Below are 19094 nucleotides of genomic sequence, written 5' to 3' on the forward strand. Positions count from 1 at the left end.
AAGAGCCGAATTCGCCTTACTCCTCAAACAGTCCCTTTTGCGTATCTGCGTCAAATTTAAGCTTAAACACCTCGTAGGCTTTGGCGCTAGCTAGCCTGCCTTTGGCGGTGCGCTCGATGTAGCCGTTAGCGAGCAGATAGGGCTCGATCACGTCCTCGACCGTGCCCTCGTCTTCGCTTAGAGCCGCCGCGATCGTGCTTAGCCCCATCGGGCGGCGTTTAGCGGCGAGCAGGATTTCTAGGTACTTGATATCCATCTCGTCAAAGCCGATATCGTTTACGCCAAGCGCGTCCAGAGCCTCTTTGGCGCGAGGCTGAGAGATGATCGCTTCGTCGTTTACCTCGGCGAAGTCTCGTATGCGCTTTAGCAGTCGCAGCGCGATCCTGGGCGTAGCGCGCGAGCGGGCGGCGACCTCGAGAGCGGCGTCTTTTTCGCACTCTTTGCCAAGCTTTACAGAGGCGATCTGCACGATACGAGCCAGCTCCTCTCTGGTGTAAAACTGCAGCCTAAAATCCATCCCGAAGCGATCCCGCAGGGGTGCTGAAATCATGCCCGCGCGCGTCGTAGCGCCGATGAGCGTAAATTTAGGCAGGTCGATCTTGATAGTCTGCGCCGCAGGTCCCGAGCCGATGATGATGTCTAGGCGAAAGTCCTCCATCGCCGGATACAGCACCTCCTCGATCGCGGGGCTTAGGCGGTGTATCTCATCGATAAACAGCACGTCGCCCTCCTGCAAATTCGTCAGCACTGCAGCTAGATCGCCGCTTTTTTCTATCATGGGCGCGGCCGTCATCTTGATGCTCACGCCCATTTCGTTCGCGATGATGTGCGCCAGCGTCGTCTTGCCAAGGCCCGGCGGCCCGTAGAAAAGTACGTGATCTAGGCACTCGCCGCGCTTTTTGGCGGCCTTTATAAAGACGCCTAAATTTTGCTTGATTTTTTCCTGCCCGATGTAGTCCTCAAAGCGCGTTGGGCGCAGCGACACCTCAAAATCGTTTTCAAAGCTTATTTTTTCTATTTCGACTATTCTATCCATTTTTTCGGCTCTGTTTTCCGTAAATTTGCCGCATTTTACAAAAATTTGGGTAAGTTTTGGCTTTGGACTCGGTTTAAAATGGACGCGGCGATTTAGGGCAAATTTGGGTCGCAGGAGTGGGCCGACGAAATTTTAGCAGGCCAAATTCATGTCTCGCTTCTTGCTTTGGTTTGGCGTTTTTCTTACAGCTTGCGTCCGTGCCTGCGCTGGTTTTGCACTAAATCGCATTGATAAATTTATGCCGTGTTTCGCGATTTTTGACGGAAGCACGCATGCAAATTTAAGAAAAGACCAAAGCCGCCCAAAGACAAAACGCGCTAAATTTGACGCTAAATTTACTCTTCCGTTTGGGGCTCCAAGCCAAAAATCACATAAAAAGTAACGATCTAACGCCAGCGCCAATCCACCAAAACATCTTCGCCGTCGTCTTTAACGCAAAAAGTTTGATATTTATCGCCGTGCGACGTCCATGTTATAAATACGGCGCCGTCGTCTTCGTACTTTTTGGCGCAACCTTTATCATATAGCTCTTTCAGCCTCGGGCTATCCTTTGCGTAGAATTCATAACTCCTCTCGTAGTGTTCTACATAGCTGTAAGTTATGATGGCCACGGGTTCTGCTTTACTATTTTTATCCGAATTTACGGTAACCTTTACGGAATTTACGGACTCGAGTCTAGATTGCAACTCTTTAAATTTAGCCGTATCCCAGCCGATAAATTTTAGGGCATCTTTGATATTACGGCTACTTATTTTCATCCCGTTATCGCTAGAGCCGATCTCAATATGGTTCGTGGTGATACTTACGCGCAAATCTGCGGATATGTTCCTGCGAGCAAACTCTAGTAAATCTAAATTTTTTTCACGATTTAACTCATAGTTTTGCACTAAAGGGATTTTTTCTATCTCCTTTTGGTCGAGGTAGCCGCCAAAAGTGCCGCAAATAACCGCTATAAAAAGAACGGTGAACGCAATTAAACAAACAACAACCGTTAAAATCGGCTTTAGGACATTATTTGACTTTTTCATCTACCGTCTTTTATCTTTTTATGACAAATGCGCTATTTTATCAAAACTCCGCTATCCTCGCTTTTAAAAGCTTGCAGTCGCTATCGTTGCCGAATTTACAACCCTCCGCGATGGACTCGAATTTTTCGTAAATTTCGATATTTTTTTCGTAGTTTTCAAAACCGAGCGCCCTGCAGCCGTCGTCGTTGCCGAGCTTGCAAGCGCGCGAATATCCATCGTACGCGTCGTAAACAGCAAACTCCACGCCCTGCGCATGCTCGTAAACGTAGCCAAGAGCATAGCAGCCAAGCGAGTTTTTCATGTAGCACGAGGTATCAAAAGCCTTGTGCGCGCTTGTTAGATCGCGCTCCGCACCCAATCCCTCATGCATCATCCTGCCGTAGTTATAGCAGCCCGCACCGTCAAATTTCCTGCACGCTTTGGCGTATAAATTTACGGATTTTTTGAGATCGTTTCGCGATTCGTAGATGAGGCCGAGGTTGTTGCAGGCCGCCTCAGAGCCCAGCTCGCAGCCTTTTTCGTAGAGGCGAAATATTTTATTTTCATCCTTGGCGCCAAAAATTTCCTTGACATTTAAAAGCGCAAGATCAAAGCAACCCGTGCCGTTTCCCAGCTCGCATGATTTTTCAAAGAAAAGCTCAGCTTTTTCGTTGCTTTTCTGGGCTCCTAGCCCGCTAAAATGCATACTGCCCAGTGCCGCACAACTCATCGCGTCGCCCTCCTCGCAAAGCGGCGATAAAATCTTAAAAGCCGCGTCATAATCGGCATTTTCGATAGCCCGTCTCGCGGCCGCCTCGCGCTTAGAAAATCGCTTCTCATTCTGCGTTTGCTCGCCCAGGCTATCGATACCTAGCCCAAAATTCGGATTTGAGGCCATTAGCGAGCCAAGAAACGCCGCTAAAATCAATAAAATTTTCAAAACACGCTCCTTGTTTTTAACTAGTCTTGTTTTGATAGCCAAATTTGCCGCCGTTTGCCGGGTGATCAAATTTGCCCCACCGACTAGATTTGCTCAAAACAAGCTAAATTTTATACTCGAACTCCTCGCTCGGAAAGGTCTTTTCTCTAACTTCGCGAGCATAGGCTTCTACCGCCGTTCGCACCAAATTTGCGCCGTCAAGGTATCGTTTTACGAATTTTGGCTTAAACTCGTCAAAAAAGCCGAGCATATCGCTCCACACGAGCACCTGTCCGTCTACGTCGACACCCGCACCGATACCGATAATAGGCATTTGCACGCTCTTTGCGATCTTTGCCGCAACCGGGCTTAGCGTGCCCTCGACCACGGCCGAAAACGCTCCAGCGCGCTCAAGCGCCTTCGCCTCGTCGATCAAGCGCGCTTCGTCGGCCTCGCTGCGCCCTTTTATCTTGTAGCCGCCCTCGTTTCGTACAAACTGAGGCATGAGCCCGATGTGAGCCATCACGTTTATACCCTCGCCTACGAGCCTTTTTACGATAGGAGCGGCTTTTAGACCGCCTTCAAATTTGACCGCGTCCGCGCCGGCTTTGATAAATTTAGTCGCGTTTTTTAACGCGGATTTTTCGTCCTGATAGCTGCCAAAGGGCATATCGGCCACGACGAAAGCGCGCTTTGCCCCCTGCAAAACGGCCTTAACGTGATAAAGCGCGTCGTTCATTTTTAGGCCAAGGGTGTCTTTTTTGCCGTTAAAGCTCATATTTAGACTGTCGCCCACTAAGATGATGTCGACGTAATCATCAAAAAGCCGCGCAAAAAGAGCGTCGTAAGCCGTGATCATAACGATAGGCTGGGTGCCCTTTTTGTTAATTATATCATAAATTGTAACTTTTTTATCATTTTTTGACATAAATTTCCTCCTTAAAATTCGGTATTTTATTTTTAATTTTATCAAAAAAATGATACAATCAGCACAATAATTTTAAGGAAAATAAATGGGAATACTAAAAAGCCTCGAGATAGACTACTCTTACGATATTGTGGAGGAGTTTTTGTCGCATTACTCCTTAATGTGCGACCTGATGGAACCTCTCATCATCGGGCTAGCTAGAAACGATAGATATAACGCCAATATCAACGAGCTTTTTAGAATTTTTCATAACATCAAGTCCGCCTCGAGCTTTATGAAGCTTAATCCGATATTTAAACTAACGACATTGGCGGAGGAAATTTGCGGCGAGGCTAGAGAGCTACAAGGGCCCGCAAACGACGACTTTGTAGACTGGTTGCTTTTAGTGAGCGATCAGTTTGAAAAATACAAAAACGATATAGAAACCGATGCGGAGTTTTTCGGGGTTTTAGATGCAAACATCGTAAAAATCCCCCAAAAACTAGACGTTTGACAAAAAATACAAAAAATAATATAATCCACAACCTTTAAAACGAGGCTAAATTTAGCCTATTCTTACGGGAGCGACTTGGCTTCGACAGGAGCAGAGCGGTCACGGTGGCACGTCGCTTTGAGCAAAGCGTAAAAAGCTCAAATAAATTTAAACGCAAACAACGTTAACTTCGCTCCTGCTTACGCTAAAGCTGCGTAAGTTCAGTTGAGCCTCGCCTAGTCCGATACTAGCTAAGATAACGGCGAGTAACTCCAGCTAGCGTAGGTTGGCGGCCTGACGAGCTGCTAGCCGAAATCTTGTCTTAGTCTAAAATAAGGTTTTGGAAAGTGAGCCCTTTTAGATGAAAATTTCACTTTTGCTAAGCGTGTAGAGGCTGTAATCGGTTTGTTTTTGGACAGGGGTTCGATCCCCCTCGCTTCCACCATTTATCATTTTTATGCACCATCAATTACTGTCACAATATCCCAAAAAAATATGAGCCCTAAACCCTCTCTTGTTTTATTATAATATTTGACGCGTGTTTTAAGCATGCATGAATAGCTCAAAATAACATAAAAACAAAGCTATTGCTAAATTTACTGCAGGCAACCCATCTTTTAAATTTAAACAAGAAGTCAAAGACGCCGTAATCAAATTTAGATTTAGGCAAAATTTTATACTTTCGTTTATCCACATATTTTGGAAAATTTAACAAAGTAAGTATCATCAAATTTGAACAAATTTAACCCAATTAAAAAAGGTAAATTCGACGATAAAATTTGAGAGAAAGTAGAGTAAAATTTGAAGTTAAATTTTAAAAGGGGTCTCACGACCCCTTGGCTACTTTATTACAGCCATCTTTCTGCGCATATACGCGATCCTGCTTTGTAGCGGGAGGTGTTTAGGGCAGTTATCCTCGCAGCCTAGCAAAGTCATACAGCCAAACACGCCGTCATCGTCGCCGATAAGCTCGTAAAAGTCCTCGTCGGTTCGCTTATCAAGCGCGTCGATTTTAAATCTAGCTACGCGGTTAAGTCCGACCGCACCGATGAAATCAGGCCTCATGATAGCCGTACCGCACGCAGCCACGCAGATACCGCACTCGATGCAGCGGTCAAGCTCAAATACTTCCTGCGCCACTTCGGGCTCAACCTTTTCCTCAAGCTTAGAGATATCGGTCTCGTGGTCGGTGTGTATCCAGCTCTCCACGCGCTTACTCATCGCGTTCATCCAGTTGCCCGTGTCTACGCTTAGGTCTTTTAGTAGTTTAAATACCGGTAGAGGCATAAGCTCGATCACGCCGCTTGGATAGTCTTTGGTTAGCGTACGGCAAGCAAGCTTTGGCGTACCGTTAACTAGCATACCGCAGCTACCGCAGATACCGGCGCGACAAACGAAGTCAAAGCTAAGATCCGGGTCAAATTTCTCGCGAATTTGATTTAACGCTATAAAAAGCGTCATGCCGTCGGTTTCCTCTAGCTCGTAGGTCGCGAAATGCGGCTTTGAAATTTTGCTTAACGGATTATATTTAAATGCTTTTATGGTTATTTTTCTACTCATATCCTATTCCTGCTCTTTCGTTTGGTGCTTTATATTTAGGCTGAAGATCATAGTGCATTAGCGCTTCTTGGATCTCGTATCTGCCTTTGCCTTCGGCTTCCATTTTGGCGCGGATCTCATCGACCTGCGCTTGGCGTACGGCGCTGTCCGGGTGCTCGATGATGTTACCCTTAGCTCCATATCCGCGGAATGCCGGCGGAATTTCCATTTTCATAATATCAAGCGGCTCATACACGATAGTCGGTAGCGTATCGCCCTCTTTCCAGCTAGTTAGAGTTCTGTTTAGCCAGTTTAGGTCGTCGCGTTTCGGATAGTCTTCGCGGCAGTGCGCTCCGCGACTCTCGGTGCGATCAAGCGCGCCTTTTGCTATACAAAGTGCCAGTTTTAGCATTTTCGGTACGCGGTAGGCTTCCTCAAGCTCAGGGTTGCCAAAAAGCGCCTTGTTTGCGACTTTAACGTCTAAAGATTGTTTATAAAGCTCTTCAAGCTCTTTTACCGCCACGGCTAGACCTTCGCCCGTTCTAAAGATCGCCACGTGCTCCCACATGATATCTTTCATCTTGTTTTTGATCTCAAATACGTTAAATTTGCCTTCTTTTTCCACTAGGCTCTTTAGATAGTCTTCCTCTTTTTTAACGAATTTTTCGATATCGTTGGTATTTATCTCGATCTCGTGACTACCGCAGTAGTCGGCAAAATAATCACCAACTATCATACCAGCTACGACCGTTTCAGAAACGGAGTTACCGCCTAGACGGTTAAATCCGTGCATATCCCAGCAAGCAGCCTCGCCGGCGCTAAATAGACCCGCTAGCGTCGGACTCTCGCCTGTAGGCTTAGTTTTTATGCCGCCCATAGAGTAGTGCTGCATAGGAAGGATCGGCGCCCAGCCTTTACCGCGCTGGCGACCGTTTTCGTCGGTATATACTTCGGTATCGGCAGGATCGATGCCGTTAAAGATTTCGCAAATTTCTTGAACGTCGCGTAAGTTTTTCTCAATATGCTCGCGTCCTAGGATCGAGATATCTAGCCAAACGTGATATCCGTATGGGCTAGGTACGCCCTTGCCTGCGCGGATATGCTCCATAATGCGGCGGCTTACGACGTCGCGGCTAGCTAGCTCTTTCTTCTCAGGCTCGTAGTCGGGCATAAAGCGATATCCGTCTACGTCGCGTAAAATTCCGCCGTCGCCGCGGCAGCCTTCCGTTAGCAAGATGCCGCTTGGAACGATCGGAGTCGGGTGAAACTGCACCGCTTCCATATTTCCTAGCTGAGCTACGCCGGTCTCAAGTGCGATAGCCGCGCCGATACCTTCGCAAACTACGGCGTTTGTAGTGTGTTTATAAACCCTACCGTAGCCGCCCGTAGCGATTAGAGTACCTTTTGCGACGTATGCCGTGATCTCGCCGTTAACTAGATCGCGAACGATCGCGCCGTAACAGCGGTTGTTTGCGTGGATTAGCGCGATAGCTTCTTTTCTGTCGTGGATTTCGACGTTGTGCTTTAGAGCTTCATTTGCTACGGCAAAAAGCATAGTGTGTCCGGTGGCGTCTGCCGTAAAGCATGTTCTCCATTTTTTAGTTCCGCCAAAGTCGCGAGAGTGGATGAGTCCGTGGACCTCTTCTTTTTCTACGATAGTCGTTTTTTGAGCGTTGATGATAGCGCTTCTCTCGCCTTTTGTTATACGAGTCCAAGGCACGCCCCAAGCTGCTAACTCGCGGATCGCCTTAGGCGCAGTTTGACAAAACATACGTGCAACTTGCTGATCGCAGCCCCAGTCGCTACCTTTTACCGTGTCGGCAAAGTGTACGTCCTCGTTGTCGCCTTCGCTCATTTTTGAATTTCCCAAAGAGGCTTGCATACCGCCTTGCGCAGCCGCAGAGTGCGAGCGCTTAACCGGAATTAGGCTTAAAACTACCGTACTTAGCCCTTTTTCTCCAGCGGCAACGGCAGCTCGAAGCCCCGCTAGACCGCCTCCGATAACTAATGCATCATAATATTTTACGTTCATTTTTCAAAGCTCCTTTTCCTAAAGACTGATCCACACGAAATCGGCGATCAGCGCGATGACCGCGAGCACTCCAAAAACCGCAAATATCGCAGTTTTGGCTTTATTTCTTTTTGCGAACATCTCTTGTTTGTTTACTCCGTCGATACTTATCCATTTTACATATAGGCGGTACATTCCCACGCCGGCGTGAACGACCATAAATACAAGTAAAGCGAAGTAGAAAATTTCTAGTTGATGAAATGCGGCCGCTGATTTATCGGCAGTGATGTGTCCGCCGAAGATTATATCGACTAAGTGCGCGCTGGCTGCGAAAAATAGAGCAAAACCGGTTAAAAACTGAAACCACCAAAGCGTAGTATCAAGGTGTTTCATGCGGTCTTTGTGACCTCTAAACATGATATATTGTCTGTAGTTTGCAGGGAATTTTCTCACCGCTAAAAATGCGTGAGCGATAAAAATGACAAATATTACCGCAGCGATAACGTTAGTGATCCACCACGTAGCCTCGCCGAATAAAAATTTAGCCTCCGCGAAACCTACAACGGCGTTAAATGCGCCCTTGCCGAATAAAATGGTAGAGGTAAATACCATGTGACACAAAATAAAACAGGCCAAAATCAGTCCCGTTATACTTTGCCATCTGTCCCAAACGGCAGGAGTACGACTTTTTTTCGTATCCGCTTGCCTACCTAAGAAGCCCTCGATTAGCCCACTCATGAGCCCTCCTATAAAATTGAAATAAATTATCATAACTTAAGAGAAAATTAAATTATGATACTAGAAAAACGGTGTAATAGTATCGCAAATTACTTTAAAAACCTTTTAAAATTTTGTATATTTTTTATTTAAGATAATATAAAGGAAAATCCCGCACGCAAACATTAAAAAGGATAGTATCTGCCCCATAGATAAATTTAAAAATACAAAGCCGATACCGAAATCAGGCTCTCTAAAGAACTCGCAGACAAATCTGGCAAATGTATAAAGTATGGCATAAAGAGCGATAAGTTCGCCGTCAAATTTTTTAAATTTTCTATAAATAAAAAGAATCGCAAAAACAGCAAGCCCCTCTAAAACAGCTTCGTAAATTTGCGACGGATGACGCATCTGCCCCGCAACGTTGATCGCCCATGAGACGTCCGTGATACGACCGAACAGCTCTTGATTTAAAAAATTTCCGATACGACCGAAAAAATATCCAAGCGGAATGCTAAGCGCGACGAGGTCCAAAAGCTGCCACAAATTTTGCTTAAATTTACGACAAAAAGCCCACGTCGCTATCAAAAATCCGACCACCGCGCCGTGATAGCTCATACCGCGGATACCAACGAATTCGCCGTTGTGAAAGGGGTTAAAAATCTGCCAAGGATGAGTGAGATAATAAGCGATATTTGGATCGTAAATGACGATGTAGCCCAGCCTCGCGCCCAGTATAACGCCGATTTCCACCCAAAAGAAATAGTTATCAAGCAGCGAATTTGAAATTTGCATATTATCGCGCTTGACGATAAATTTAGCCACCCCGAGCGCCACGAGCAGCGCTAGGACGTACATTATCCCGTACCAATGCACCTTGATGCCAAACAGCTCAAACGCGACCGGATCAAAATTTATATAAAAGTCGTTCCACCAACTCATCTAGGTACGACTTTGACTTTTAGCGTATTTTCGATGCTGCTCGCAAAATCCTCGAAAAGATACCCCATCGCGCGGTAAAATTTACTTTTTGCTTCGTTTTGCAGGACCGGGGCTAGCTTTTTTGCGTACGGTAGCAGATACGAGCTTAGCAAAACGCCCAAAATTTCCTTCGTCTGCTCGTCTTGTTTTAGCTCGACGACGGAGGAGAAAAACGAGAGCTCGTTCGTTACGCTATCAAGCGCGCTGACGTTTAAATTCGGGCTAAATTTGCATTTTTTATAAAATCCATCAAGCCGCGCCTTATCGCCCTCGAAAAAGAACTCCGCGTTAAAATATTTTTTCAAATTTGCGAAGTCTTTCGCGATCTCTTCGATGTTTTCGCCTTTTATCGACTCCTCGTATAGCGCTCGTCCTTTGGCGTTTGCTTCGCTATCGTTTGTTATTATCCATTTTGGATTTTTATTTAACTCGCTAAAAAGCTTCGCGCTCGGCGGTAGAGCGAAATTTAACGCAAATATCCTTGCGATCACGGCATAAAATTTACCTAAATTCATCGTTTTCCTTTGTGTTTTTTGCGGGATTTTACAAAATTTAGGCTAAATTTTAGATTTGCTTAAATCGTAATCTGATCGAATTTAACACGACAGTAACCGAGCTAAAGCACATCGCCGCAGCCCCGTAAACAGGCGTTAGCATAAATCCTAGCGGCGCAAAAACTCCCGCCGCGACGGGGATACAAACGGCGTTATAAACAAACGCCCAAAATAAATTTTGCTTTACCGTTTTCATCGTCTCGTTGGCTAAATTTATCGTAGCTACCGCGCTTTTTAGATCGTTTTTTACCAAAACTACGTCGCCGGCGTCTTTTGCGATGTCCGCGCCGCTACTCATCGCGATGCCCGCATTTGCTTGCTTTAGCGGTGCGGCGTCGTTGATACCGTCGCCGACAAACAGCACTCCGCCCTCTTCTTGCAGGCATTTTATGGTTTCAAATTTTTCATTAGGCAACATGCCGGCAAAGACCTTTTCTATGCCTAGCTTGCCCGCTACGTTTTTTGCGGTAAAGGCGTTATCTCCGGTTAGCATTACCGGCGTTACGCCGGCGTTTTTTAGGCTTTGCATAGCCTGTGCGGCGTCTTCTTTTACCGTATCGCTAAGGGCTATAAATCCAACGTAAATTTTATCCACGGCCGCGAGTATTACGCCGTTTCCTTCGTTTTGCGCTTTGGCGATTTGCTCTTTAGCCTGAACGCTTATCTCTACGCCAAGCTCGCTTAAAAATGCCTCGTTGCCCGCTATCACATTCTCATCGTCGCTTTTTACGCCGCGTCCCGCGATATTTTCAAAGCCCTTTTCGTCGCCTAAAATTTTAAGCCCCAGCTCGTTTGCGTATCTAACGATAGCGGCTGATATCGGATGCGAACTTTTAGCCTCTAGCGCGGCGATTTTGGCTAAATTTTCATCGTTTATATCGGTAAAATTTACCGAAATTTCGCCCTTAGTTAGCGTGCCCGTTTTATCAAATACCGCGTATCTCACGCCGCCAAGAACCTCTAAAACCTCGGGATTTTTAATCAGGATTCCATTTTTAGCGCCCAGAGATAACGAGGAGACGATAGCTATCGGGGTAGCTAGCCCCAGCGCGCAAGGACACGAGATAATGAGCACGCAAACCGCGCTTAGCACGCCTTGTAGCGCATTTCCCGTAACCACAAACCACGCACAAAACGTAACGACGGCGATAGCTATCACGCTAGGCACGAAGATATTTGCCACGCGGTCGGCAAAGCGGCTGATAGGCATCTTTTTGCTCGACGCGTCACTTAAAAGCTCTAAAATTTGCGACAAAAGCGTTTGATTAGCGGGCTTAGTAACCTTTACGTTGATGTAGCCGTTTAAATTTATGGTCCCGGCATTAACTTCGTCGCCTTGTTTTTTATAGACGGGCAGACTCTCGCCCGTTAGCATCGAGGCGTCGATCTCTGCGCCGCCGTTTATCACGACCCCGTCGCAAGGCACCGCGTAGCCGCTCTTTACGACCGCGATGTCGCCTATTTTTAGGCTTGCGACATCAACTTCCAGCGCGCTACCGTCTTTTTGTAGTACGAGAGCGGTCTTTGGCGACATATCCATGAGCGATTTTATATAATCGCCTGCGCGAGCCTTTGAGCGCTCTTCTAAAAACTTACCCAGCAGCACGAAAGCCGTTATCATGGCTGCGCCCGAGACGTAGAGGTGGCGCATGTTCTCAGGTAGGCGCTCGCCCGCGATAAAAACTCCCAGCGAGTACGCAAACGCCGTACTTGTTCCCAGCGCGACAAGTACGTTCATGTCGAAGTTTTTATTTTTCAGCGCGCCGTAAGCATGGATAAAAAAGTCCCGCCCGCACGTAGCTATCGTGATAAAGGCAAGCGCCAGCATGATGGCTGATTTTGCCGCGCTTGGCTGCTCGCTCATCTCAAGCGCCATGATCACCGCGCTAAAAGCGGCGGCGGCTAGGAAATTTCGGCGTAAATTTAAGATATGTTTCTCGCGCTTAGCTTCAAATTCCGCCAAATCCTTTGCCACGCCGTAGCCTAGTTTTTTTATTTTTTCCTCTATCGCGGCTTGTACTTCGGCGTTTTCTATGATAAATTCGCCCGAGCCGTTTGCGAAGCTGACCTTCGCGTCCAGTACGCCCGCGATCTTTTTAGTTACGCGCTCGATGGCGTTTGAGCAGTTTACGCAGGTCATGCCCGCGATGTTTAGTTTGATATTTTGCATCAAATTTTCTCTATGACGCTAAATCCCAAATCATCCAGCTCCTCTTTAAATTTCGCCTCGTCCTTGCCGTCTAAATTTACGCTCACAACCCTCGGCTCTACGCCAAGATCGACCTTTATCTCGCCGTATTCATCGCCAAGAGCGTTTTTTATGGTGTTTGCGCAGTTTTCGCAGTGGATATTGGCAACCTTAAATTTAGTCATTTTATCTCCTTTATCATATGGTAGTATTTGTGAGAATTTATGATCATTTCGCAGTCGGTCTCAAAGCCCAAACGCTGGTAAAAAGCCATGGTTTTAGGCTTTTTTTCATCGACGATGAGAGCTACTTTTTTGATATTTCGTTTCGGCGCGAGGGTAAAGATAAATTTGATCAGCTCTTTTGCGATGCCTCGTCCGCGAAATCTCTCGTCCACGGCAAGGCTATCTATGTATAGCTCGTCCGCAAAGCACTCAGTCTGCGGAAATTCGCTTAAACCGAGCGTCTGCAAATGCGTCCTGATGGGCTCATCTAGCGTTTCAATCTCGCCTCCGTCGTAAGCGCAAATCGCCCCCACGATCTCGCCGTCAAATTTGAAAACAAAAACGTTGTTATAGCTTAGGCGGTTTATCTCGCTTCTAAAAAATTTATGCAAAATTTCATCGCTCTTAACGGGATCGCTCACGCCGCTAAGCGTAAAAGCGATGTCCTCCATGGCTAAATTTAACAGCTCTATGCAGCGCGCGGCGTCGTCTTTTCGGGCATTTAAAATCATACGCGGATTATAGGACTTAAAGCTAAATTTTTTGCTAATACGCTCAAAACCTCGCGTTTTTAAAAAAATGCAAAATTTTTTTAGATATAATTGGGCAAAAATTTTTAAAGGAACAAAATGGGACGAGCGTTTGAATATAGGCGCGCTGCAAAGGAAGCGCGCTGGGACAAGATGAGTAAGGTTTTTCCAAAACTCGCAAAAGCCATAACCGTAGCGGCTAAAGAGGGCGGCACAGAGCCCGATATGAACCCAAAACTTCGCGCCGCGATAGCAGCGGCCAAAGCGCAAAATATGCCAAAAGACAACATCGACGCGGCGATAAAACGCGCCAGCGGCAAAGATAGCGCGGATATCAAGACTATCTTTTACGACGGCAAAGGCGCTCACGGCGTGCAAATCATCGTCGAGTGCGCCACCGATAACCCGACTCGAACGGTCGCAAACGTCAAGGCGATATTTAGCAAAAACGGCGGCGAAATTTTGCCTAGCGGAAGCTTAAATTTCATGTTTACGAGAAAGAGCGTTTTCGAGCTTGATATGCCCGCAAAAGAGCTTGACGAGATCGAGCTAGAGCTCATCGACTTCGGTCTAACCGAGATCGAGGAGGAAGACGGCGTGCTTTATATCTACGGAGATTACGCGAGCTTTGGCACTCTTAGCGAAGGTATCGAAAAGCTGGGCTTAGAGGCTAAAAAAGCAAGCCTGCAATACATCGCAAATTCACCCGTAAGTCTAAATGAAGAGCAAATGAGCGAGGTAGAAAAACTGCTTGATAAGCTCGAAGATGACGACGACGTGCAAGCGGTTTATACTAATATCGAATAAATTTAAGGAACGAAATGAGAAACGACGAACTAAAAATCTACGACATCGACGCGGCCGAGCTTGCTAAGCTCAAATTTGCCGTGATCCATACGGAAAAAGGCGATATGAAGCTCGAGCTCTACGGCGACGAAGCGCCGCAGGCGGTGACGAATTTTGCCGTTCTTGCCAAAAGCGGCTTTTACGACGGGTTAAATTTCCACCGCGTGATCCCAAATTTCGTGATCCAGGGCGGATGTCCGCACGGCACGGGCACCGGAGGGCCCGGCTGGCGCATAAAATGCGAGTGCGTAGGCCAAAAACACAAGCATAAACGCGGAGCGCTATCTATGGCGCATGCCGGACGCGATACGGGCGGCAGTCAGTTTTTCGTCTGCCACAGCGCGCAGCCGCACCTTGACGGCGTGCATACGGTGTTTGGACAGATCGTAGACGAAGCGAGCCTAAAGACGCTAGATGGCATCAGACAAGGCGATAAGATAAACTCGGTCGAAATTTTAGAGAGTTTGTAAAATTTGATGAAATTTGCGGCGGCGGGTAAAATTTGACCAAAAATCGCCGCGATTTTATCTTTTTATATAAATTTATTTGTTAAAATAGCTTTTTAATAATTTTTAAAGGACACCTCTTGAACCCAAGCGTTTCAAACGCGGCAAAACCGCAAAAACCTTTTCTTATTAGAATGTTTACCAACCTAGCGTTTTGGGTGGTTTTCGGCATCGTCGCGGGTATCGCGGTCGGCATGATCTTCCCGGGTCTAGGCATCGCGAGCAAGCCTGGCATCGACTACTTTATCAAAGCCTTAAAAGCCCTCATCGGACCGATCATTTTCCTCACGATAGTCTCAGGCATCATCGGGCTTGAGAGCATGAAGGAACTGGGCTCTATCGGACTTAAAGGATTTATTTACTTTGAGGTCGTGAGCACCTTAGCCCTTGCCGTGGGAATAATCTTCGGCGAGACGCTAAAACCTGGTCACGATATGCACCTTGACTACACGCAGCTTGACGCCTCTAGCGTAGAAAAATTTACGAGCCAAGCCTCAAATATAGACGCAAATAGCGGAGTTTTAGCGCATACGCTTCATATTTTGCGCGGCGCGGTACCGGTTGACGGTATCTTTCCTTACGTGCACTTACTTGATCCGTTTATCAAATCAAACACGCTTCAAGTTCTATTTTTGGCGATCGTGACGGCCGTCGCGATTTCGTTTTTGAAGCACGACTATAAAAAGAAAATCCTAAAACCGCTTGAAATCGTTCAGCACTGGGTGCTAAAACTGCTTACGATTTTGATGCTATTTAGCCCGGTTGCGGCATTTTCTGCGATGGCGTTTTTGATCGGCAAATTCGGCATTAACTCGCTTTTGGGTATGCTTGAGCTACTTTTCGTTATGGCGTTTGCGAGCTTGTTTTTTATATTTGTAGTTTTGGGCGTGATTTGCTATTTTGCGAAGGTCAATATCTTTAAATTTATGCGCTTCATCGCAAAAGAAGTTTTGATCGTATTTGCGACTAGCTCCTCGGAGACAGCGCTAGCTCCGCTCATGCAAAAGCTAGAAGCCGCGGGCATCCACAGGGGCGCAGTCGGACTCATCATACCGACTGGATACTCGTTTAACCTCGACTGTACGAACATCTACCTATCGCTTAGCGTTATTTTCCTCGCTCAAGCTTTCGGCATCCCGCTAACCGTCGAGCATTTGATACAAATTCTCGTCATCTTGATGGTAACGAGCAAGGGTGCGGTCGGCGTCACGGGTTCCGGATTTATCATACTTGCCGGTACGCTTGCTGCGCTTCCTAGCGCAGGTATCCCGGTCGTTACGGTTGCGGTGCTGCTCGGCGTGGATAAATTTATGTCCGAGATGCGCGCAGTCGGAAACCTCTGCGGTAACGCCGTAGGCTGCCTAATCATCTCGATCTGGGATAAAAAAGTAGATATGGAGAAATTCCGCTACGCGCTCGATCACCCAGACGAGTTTCACTTCCATTCGTAAATTTAAGGCGGTGGGCTTTTAGCTCATCGCCTCACTCAAACTACTCAAATTTAAAATTCGTATTTAAATCCAGAAATCCTACCCTTATCGTCAAATTTGATCAAAAGCTCTTTGTCAAATTTAGCTACGATTTCGTCTTTGCCTTTTTTAAAAAATCCGCCCTTTTCGACGTTTTCATCAAATTTGACTCCGTTAAATTCCAAAAAGCTTTTGATGAAAATTTTATGATCTACGTCGTGATTTTGTATGCAACTGCTTGCGATTTTGACAAACTCGTGCGCGCTAAGAGGCTCAAAAAGCGAAGCCGGCGCATCGGTGATCGCTACAAACGCGCAGCCCTTATCGTGCCTGCAGCCGTAGTAGCATAAATTTTCGCCCACCGCTCCGCACGCGGCGATGCAAAGCGTATGGCCGTTAAAGGTTTCATCCAGCTCAAAGCTAGGCTCGCTAAAAGCTTGCAAGCCCCACTCCGTCCCTGCGCGCAACACCTCTGCAGAAAACCGCGTCGCCTCCTCGCCGAAGTTATTTACGTTCGCGTGTCCCCACAGCCACGTGTCGCTCACGTTTGACTCGCTGCCGATAAACTGTATCTTGTAAATTTGATCGCCGAAAGCTATCTCGCAACGATCAAAATCAACGTTCCAGTCGAGGTTGCCGACGATATCAGCAAATCTACCTTGCACCGTAGCCATCTTACCCAGCGTCGCCGAAAAAACCTGATGAAAGTCTGAAGGGTCGCTCACGTAGCGTAAATTTCGCATTTTTGCTCCTTTAAATTTAGTTTGCGAATTATACCGATTAAATTTTAAACTTGCCCAAAAATATTAAAATTTTATTTTAAGCTTAAATAAAAGATAGTATAATTTCATAAATTTTATCTCAAATTTAGGAGCGAACATGGACATAGTCGAGAGATTTTTACGCTATACGAAGATCAACACAACGACAAACCGCGAAGCGGGCGCGGCGGGCATCATGCCTTCAAACCCTACCGAGCACGATCTGGCAAAGCTGATAGAAAGCGAGCTAAAGCAGCTCGGCCTACAAAATATAAAAAGACGAGAAAACGCCATAACTACGGCCGTTTTGCCGTCAAATTCATCTAAAAAGCTGCCGTCCGTGGCGTTTTTCGCGCACCTTGACACGAGCGCGGAGCAAAAAAACGACACGAAAGCGCAAATCGTGCGCTACGAGGGCGGCGACATCACGCTAAATAAAGAGCTAGGCATAGCGCTAAAACTTAGCGAATTCCCAGAGCTTGCTAATTACGTCGGAGACGACCTCATCGTCACTGACGGCACCAGCCTGCTAGGTGCGGATGACAAGGCCGCGATCGCCGCCATCGTAAACGCTGCGCAGTTTTTCATACAAAACCCGCAGATCGAGCACGGCGACGTGACGTTTGGCTTTTTACCCGACGAGGAGCAAGGCCTGCGCGGAGCCAAGGCGCTTGATATCTCGGAGATCAAGGCCGACTTTGCCTACTGTTTAGATTGTTGCGGCATAGGCGATCTGATTTACCAAAACTGGAACGCAGGCGACGCGGTCGTGACCTTTACCGGGCAATCCGCGCATCCGATGAACGCCAAGGGCAAGCTCGTAAATTCATTGCTGCTTGCGCACAAATTTATCTCGATGCTACCGGGAGGCGAAGCACCCGAGTACACGGACGGCGTCGAGGGCTACTACTGGGTCAAGGAGCTATCGGGCAACAGCGCAAAGACCGTACTAAAGCTCGATGTTCGCGAATTTAACGAGGCAAAATACGCGCAGCGCATGGCGTTTTTGCAAGATCTTTCCGACTCGTTTGCTAAAATTTACGGCGCGCACAGAGTGCAAATCAGCCTAAAAGACCGCTACAAAAACGTATTTAACTACCTAGCGGATGGCGAAAACAGCCTACCCGTCGTCGCAGCAAAGCAAGCCTACGCACGCCTAAATATCGAGCCAAAAGTGATCCCGATGCGAGGCGGCTACGACGGCGCTGTCATCTCGGAAAAGGGCATACCGTGCCCGAATCTCTTTACCGGCGCGCACAACTTTCACTCCATCTACGAGTACCTGCCGGCAAAATCGCTACGCGCGGCCAGCGACGTCGTCTGCGAGATCGTAAAAATCATAGCAGAGAAATAAACCGAGTCAAATTTGAGGGCGAATTCGCTCTCAAATTTGCGTGCTTTTAGAGAACGGCTCGCTTTTAATTTTACGCTTTTTTAGGGAGCGTGTTTTGTTTTAAAAATTTTTAAAAAGCATTTTCGTGCTTAAATTTTTAGGCTGCTTTTTAAATTTGCGATCCGTCGCCGAGACTAAATTTATTTTGGCTTTCTTTAGCTTTTGGCGACGCTTCGCGTCTACTTGCGCGCAAAACCCGCCCCTTTACGGCACCAACCCAAATTTACGCCAAATTTAGCCCGCTCACCCGAATTGAAGCTCGCTTTGCGTAAACGTGAAACGTGAGAAAATTTAATAAAAGCCATTTCTGACGCTAAGCGCGGTTTTGGCGATAGGTGCCGATTTAGACGCACTGCAAAAAGAGTGCGACGGCGGAAACGGCGCAAGCTGCTACGAGCTTGGTGTCTTGTACGATAATGCCAGGGAAGGAGCCGCGCAGGACTATAAAAAAGCGGCCGAGCTCTACTCAAAGGCTTGCAATCTAGGTAAAGGCGCCGGCTGCTCAAATTTGGGCTTTTTATACGACAACGGAAGCGGCGCGGCGCAAGACGGGAAAAAAGCCGCCGAGTTTTACGCAAAAGCGTGCAATACGGGCGACGAAGCGGGCTGCTCAAATTTGGGCTATGCCTACGCAAACGGACGCGGCGCCAAGCAAGACTACGCCAAAGCCTGCGATATGAGCAACGGCGGGGGATGCTACAATCTAGGCAACCTATACGCGCAGGGGCGAGGCGTCAAAGAGGACGCAAACGCAGCCGAAAAATACCTCAAAAAAGCGTGCGAAATTAAGCCCGAGCTAGCCTGCGACCGCTATAAAGATTTTACTCGAAAATAACACTAGCCGCCTTTGCGCGGCAAATTCGGCTCGGTAAATTTGATAGAAAAAGGCGCATATCTAAGAGAAACGACGCGTGCAAGGATTAAATTTAGCTAATTTTCTAAAATTTAGAGATTTAAAAAAGGGCGACAAACGCCCTCCGCGTAAAAAAGTCGGCAAAGCGCCGACTTTATCA

Annotated in this window: 19 protein-coding genes and 1 other RNA gene; 7 read left to right on the plus strand and 13 right to left on the minus strand. The window is 47.1% G+C overall.

The genetic code is table 11. The annotated features are described in order from the left end of the window. Positions 1-16: 16 nt before the first annotated feature. The 4 genes from ruvB to panB form a co-directional block, all read right to left on the minus strand. On the minus strand, positions 17-1036 hold the full coding sequence (gene ruvB, locus RWM02_RS01790) for a Holliday junction branch migration DNA helicase RuvB (protein WP_314068737.1): 1020 nt from the start codon (positions 1034-1036) through the stop codon (positions 17-19). A gap of 386 nt (positions 1037-1422) precedes the next feature. Next, positions 1423-2064, minus strand: coding sequence for a hypothetical protein (locus RWM02_RS01795; RefSeq protein ID WP_314068738.1), 642 nt, complete (start codon positions 2062-2064; stop codon positions 1423-1425). 40 nt (positions 2065-2104) lie between these two features. After that, positions 2105-2983, minus strand: a complete 879-nt coding sequence (locus tag RWM02_RS01800) for a tetratricopeptide repeat protein (RefSeq protein ID WP_314068739.1) — start codon at positions 2981-2983, stop codon at positions 2105-2107. Positions 2984-3086: 103 nt separating this feature from the next. After that, positions 3087-3890, minus strand: a complete 804-nt coding sequence (panB, locus tag RWM02_RS01805) for a 3-methyl-2-oxobutanoate hydroxymethyltransferase (protein WP_314068740.1) — start codon at positions 3888-3890, stop codon at positions 3087-3089. Positions 3891-3975: 85 nt separating this feature from the next. Between panB and RWM02_RS01810 the strand changes: the two genes are divergently transcribed. Beyond that, a complete protein-coding gene (locus RWM02_RS01810; protein WP_002953104.1) occupies positions 3976-4383 on the plus strand; it encodes an Hpt domain-containing protein in 408 nt (135 codons plus the stop codon). Between the two features lie 66 nt (positions 4384-4449). Beyond that, positions 4450-4807: a transfer-messenger RNA gene (ssrA, locus tag RWM02_RS01815) on the plus strand. A 395-nt stretch (positions 4808-5202) separates the two neighbouring features. On the opposite strand, the gene RWM02_RS01820 is transcribed toward ssrA, so the two are convergent. From RWM02_RS01820 to RWM02_RS01855, 8 genes are all read right to left on the minus strand, one after another. After that, complete coding sequence (locus RWM02_RS01820; RefSeq protein WP_314068741.1) at positions 5203-5922, minus strand: fumarate reductase iron-sulfur subunit; 720 nt, start codon at positions 5920-5922, stop codon at positions 5203-5205. After that, entirely contained in the window at positions 5915-7933 is a 2019-nt protein-coding gene (locus RWM02_RS01825) for a fumarate reductase flavoprotein subunit (RefSeq protein ID WP_314068742.1), read from the minus strand. Before RWM02_RS01825 ends, RWM02_RS01820 begins: the two co-directional genes overlap by 8 nt. An 18-nt stretch (positions 7934-7951) precedes the next feature. Then, positions 7952-8650 carry a fumarate reductase cytochrome b subunit gene (locus RWM02_RS01830; RefSeq protein ID WP_314068743.1) on the minus strand — a complete coding sequence of 233 codons (699 nt, stop codon included), beginning with the start codon at positions 8648-8650 and terminating at the stop codon, positions 7952-7954. A gap of 105 nt (positions 8651-8755) precedes the next feature. Further along, entirely contained in the window at positions 8756-9571 is an 816-nt protein-coding gene (lgt, locus tag RWM02_RS01835) for a prolipoprotein diacylglyceryl transferase (protein WP_314068744.1), read from the minus strand. Beyond that, positions 9568-10125 (minus strand): hypothetical protein, encoded by a 558-nt coding sequence (locus RWM02_RS01840; RefSeq protein WP_314068745.1) that lies wholly within the window; start codon positions 10123-10125, stop codon positions 9568-9570. The genes lgt and RWM02_RS01840 overlap by 4 nt, the downstream gene beginning before the upstream one ends. 49 nt (positions 10126-10174) lie before the next feature. After that, positions 10175-12334 carry a heavy metal translocating P-type ATPase gene (locus RWM02_RS01845; protein WP_314068746.1) on the minus strand — a complete coding sequence of 720 codons (2160 nt, stop codon included), beginning with the start codon at positions 12332-12334 and terminating at the stop codon, positions 10175-10177. Beyond that, the gene (locus tag RWM02_RS01850) at positions 12334-12537 is read right to left on the minus strand and encodes a heavy-metal-associated domain-containing protein (protein WP_298058420.1); all 204 of its coding nucleotides are present in this window, start codon (positions 12535-12537) and stop codon (positions 12334-12336) included. Before RWM02_RS01850 ends, RWM02_RS01845 begins: the two co-directional genes overlap by 1 nt. Then, the gene (locus RWM02_RS01855; RefSeq protein WP_314068747.1) at positions 12534-13088 is read right to left on the minus strand and encodes a GNAT family N-acetyltransferase; all 555 of its coding nucleotides are present in this window, start codon (positions 13086-13088) and stop codon (positions 12534-12536) included. Before RWM02_RS01855 ends, RWM02_RS01850 begins: the two co-directional genes overlap by 4 nt. Positions 13089-13205: 117 nt before the next feature. Between RWM02_RS01855 and RWM02_RS01860 the strand changes: the two genes are divergently transcribed. The 3 genes from RWM02_RS01860 to RWM02_RS01870 all read left to right on the plus strand — a co-directional run bounded on the left by RWM02_RS01860 (position 13206) and on the right by RWM02_RS01870 (position 15909). After that, on the plus strand, positions 13206-13913 hold the full coding sequence (locus tag RWM02_RS01860) for a YebC/PmpR family DNA-binding transcriptional regulator (RefSeq protein WP_298790466.1): 708 nt from the start codon (positions 13206-13208) through the stop codon (positions 13911-13913). A gap of 14 nt (positions 13914-13927) precedes the next feature. Next, positions 13928-14422, plus strand: a complete 495-nt coding sequence (locus RWM02_RS01865) for a peptidylprolyl isomerase (RefSeq protein ID WP_314068748.1) — start codon at positions 13928-13930, stop codon at positions 14420-14422. A 116-nt stretch (positions 14423-14538) separates the two neighbouring features. After that, positions 14539-15909 (plus strand): cation:dicarboxylate symporter family transporter, encoded by a 1371-nt coding sequence (locus RWM02_RS01870; RefSeq protein ID WP_314068749.1) that lies wholly within the window; start codon positions 14539-14541, stop codon positions 15907-15909. A gap of 50 nt (positions 15910-15959) precedes the next feature. On the opposite strand, the gene RWM02_RS01875 is transcribed toward RWM02_RS01870, so the two are convergent. Continuing rightward, entirely contained in the window at positions 15960-16670 is a 711-nt protein-coding gene (locus RWM02_RS01875; protein WP_314068750.1) for a DUF6882 domain-containing protein, read from the minus strand. A gap of 136 nt (positions 16671-16806) precedes the next feature. Between RWM02_RS01875 and pepT the strand changes: the two genes are divergently transcribed. Next, positions 16807-18042, plus strand: a complete 1236-nt coding sequence (gene pepT / locus RWM02_RS01880; protein WP_314068751.1) for a peptidase T — start codon at positions 16807-16809, stop codon at positions 18040-18042. A gap of 364 nt (positions 18043-18406) precedes the next feature. Then, positions 18407-18916 carry a tetratricopeptide repeat protein gene (locus RWM02_RS01885; RefSeq protein ID WP_314068752.1) on the plus strand — a complete coding sequence of 170 codons (510 nt, stop codon included), beginning with the start codon at positions 18407-18409 and terminating at the stop codon, positions 18914-18916. Positions 18917-19094 lie beyond the last annotated feature (178 nt).

It is taken from the genome of Campylobacter showae (genome assembly GCF_963515975.1).
Classification (GTDB): domain Bacteria; phylum Campylobacterota; class Campylobacteria; order Campylobacterales; family Campylobacteraceae; genus Campylobacter_A; species Campylobacter_A showae_F.

What these genes read in the sequence shown, in the direction of transcription:
- ruvB (WP_314068737.1), bottom strand. Translation starts at nt 1,036, where the DNA reads ATGGATAGAATAGTCGAAATAGAAAAAATAAGCTTTGAAAACGATTTT.
- RWM02_RS01795 (WP_314068738.1), bottom strand. Translation starts at nt 2,064, where the DNA reads ATGAAAAAGTCAAATAATGTCCTAAAGCCGATTTTAACGGTTGTTGTT.
- panB (WP_314068740.1), bottom strand. Translation starts at nt 3,890, where the DNA reads ATGTCAAAAAATGATAAAAAAGTTACAATTTATGATATAATTAACAAA.
- RWM02_RS01810 (WP_002953104.1), top strand. Translation starts at nt 3,976, where the DNA reads ATGGGAATACTAAAAAGCCTCGAGATAGACTACTCTTACGATATTGTG.
- RWM02_RS01820 (WP_314068741.1), bottom strand. Translation starts at nt 5,922, where the DNA reads ATGAGTAGAAAAATAACCATAAAAGCATTTAAATATAATCCGTTAAGC.
- RWM02_RS01825 (WP_314068742.1), bottom strand. Translation starts at nt 7,933, where the DNA reads ATGAACGTAAAATATTATGATGCATTAGTTATCGGAGGCGGTCTAGCG.
- RWM02_RS01830 (WP_314068743.1), bottom strand. Translation starts at nt 8,650, where the DNA reads ATGAGTGGGCTAATCGAGGGCTTCTTAGGTAGGCAAGCGGATACGAAA.
- lgt (WP_314068744.1), bottom strand. Translation starts at nt 9,571, where the DNA reads ATGAGTTGGTGGAACGACTTTTATATAAATTTTGATCCGGTCGCGTTT.
- RWM02_RS01840 (WP_314068745.1), bottom strand. Translation starts at nt 10,125, where the DNA reads ATGAATTTAGGTAAATTTTATGCCGTGATCGCAAGGATATTTGCGTTA.
- RWM02_RS01845 (WP_314068746.1), bottom strand. Translation starts at nt 12,334, where the DNA reads ATGCAAAATATCAAACTAAACATCGCGGGCATGACCTGCGTAAACTGC.
- RWM02_RS01850 (WP_298058420.1), bottom strand. Translation starts at nt 12,537, where the DNA reads ATGACTAAATTTAAGGTTGCCAATATCCACTGCGAAAACTGCGCAAAC.
- RWM02_RS01855 (WP_314068747.1), bottom strand. Translation starts at nt 13,088, where the DNA reads ATGATTTTAAATGCCCGAAAAGACGACGCCGCGCGCTGCATAGAGCTG.
- RWM02_RS01860 (WP_298790466.1), top strand. Translation starts at nt 13,206, where the DNA reads ATGGGACGAGCGTTTGAATATAGGCGCGCTGCAAAGGAAGCGCGCTGG.
- RWM02_RS01865 (WP_314068748.1), top strand. Translation starts at nt 13,928, where the DNA reads ATGAGAAACGACGAACTAAAAATCTACGACATCGACGCGGCCGAGCTT.
- RWM02_RS01875 (WP_314068750.1), bottom strand. Translation starts at nt 16,670, where the DNA reads ATGCGAAATTTACGCTACGTGAGCGACCCTTCAGACTTTCATCAGGTT.
- pepT (WP_314068751.1), top strand. Translation starts at nt 16,807, where the DNA reads ATGGACATAGTCGAGAGATTTTTACGCTATACGAAGATCAACACAACG.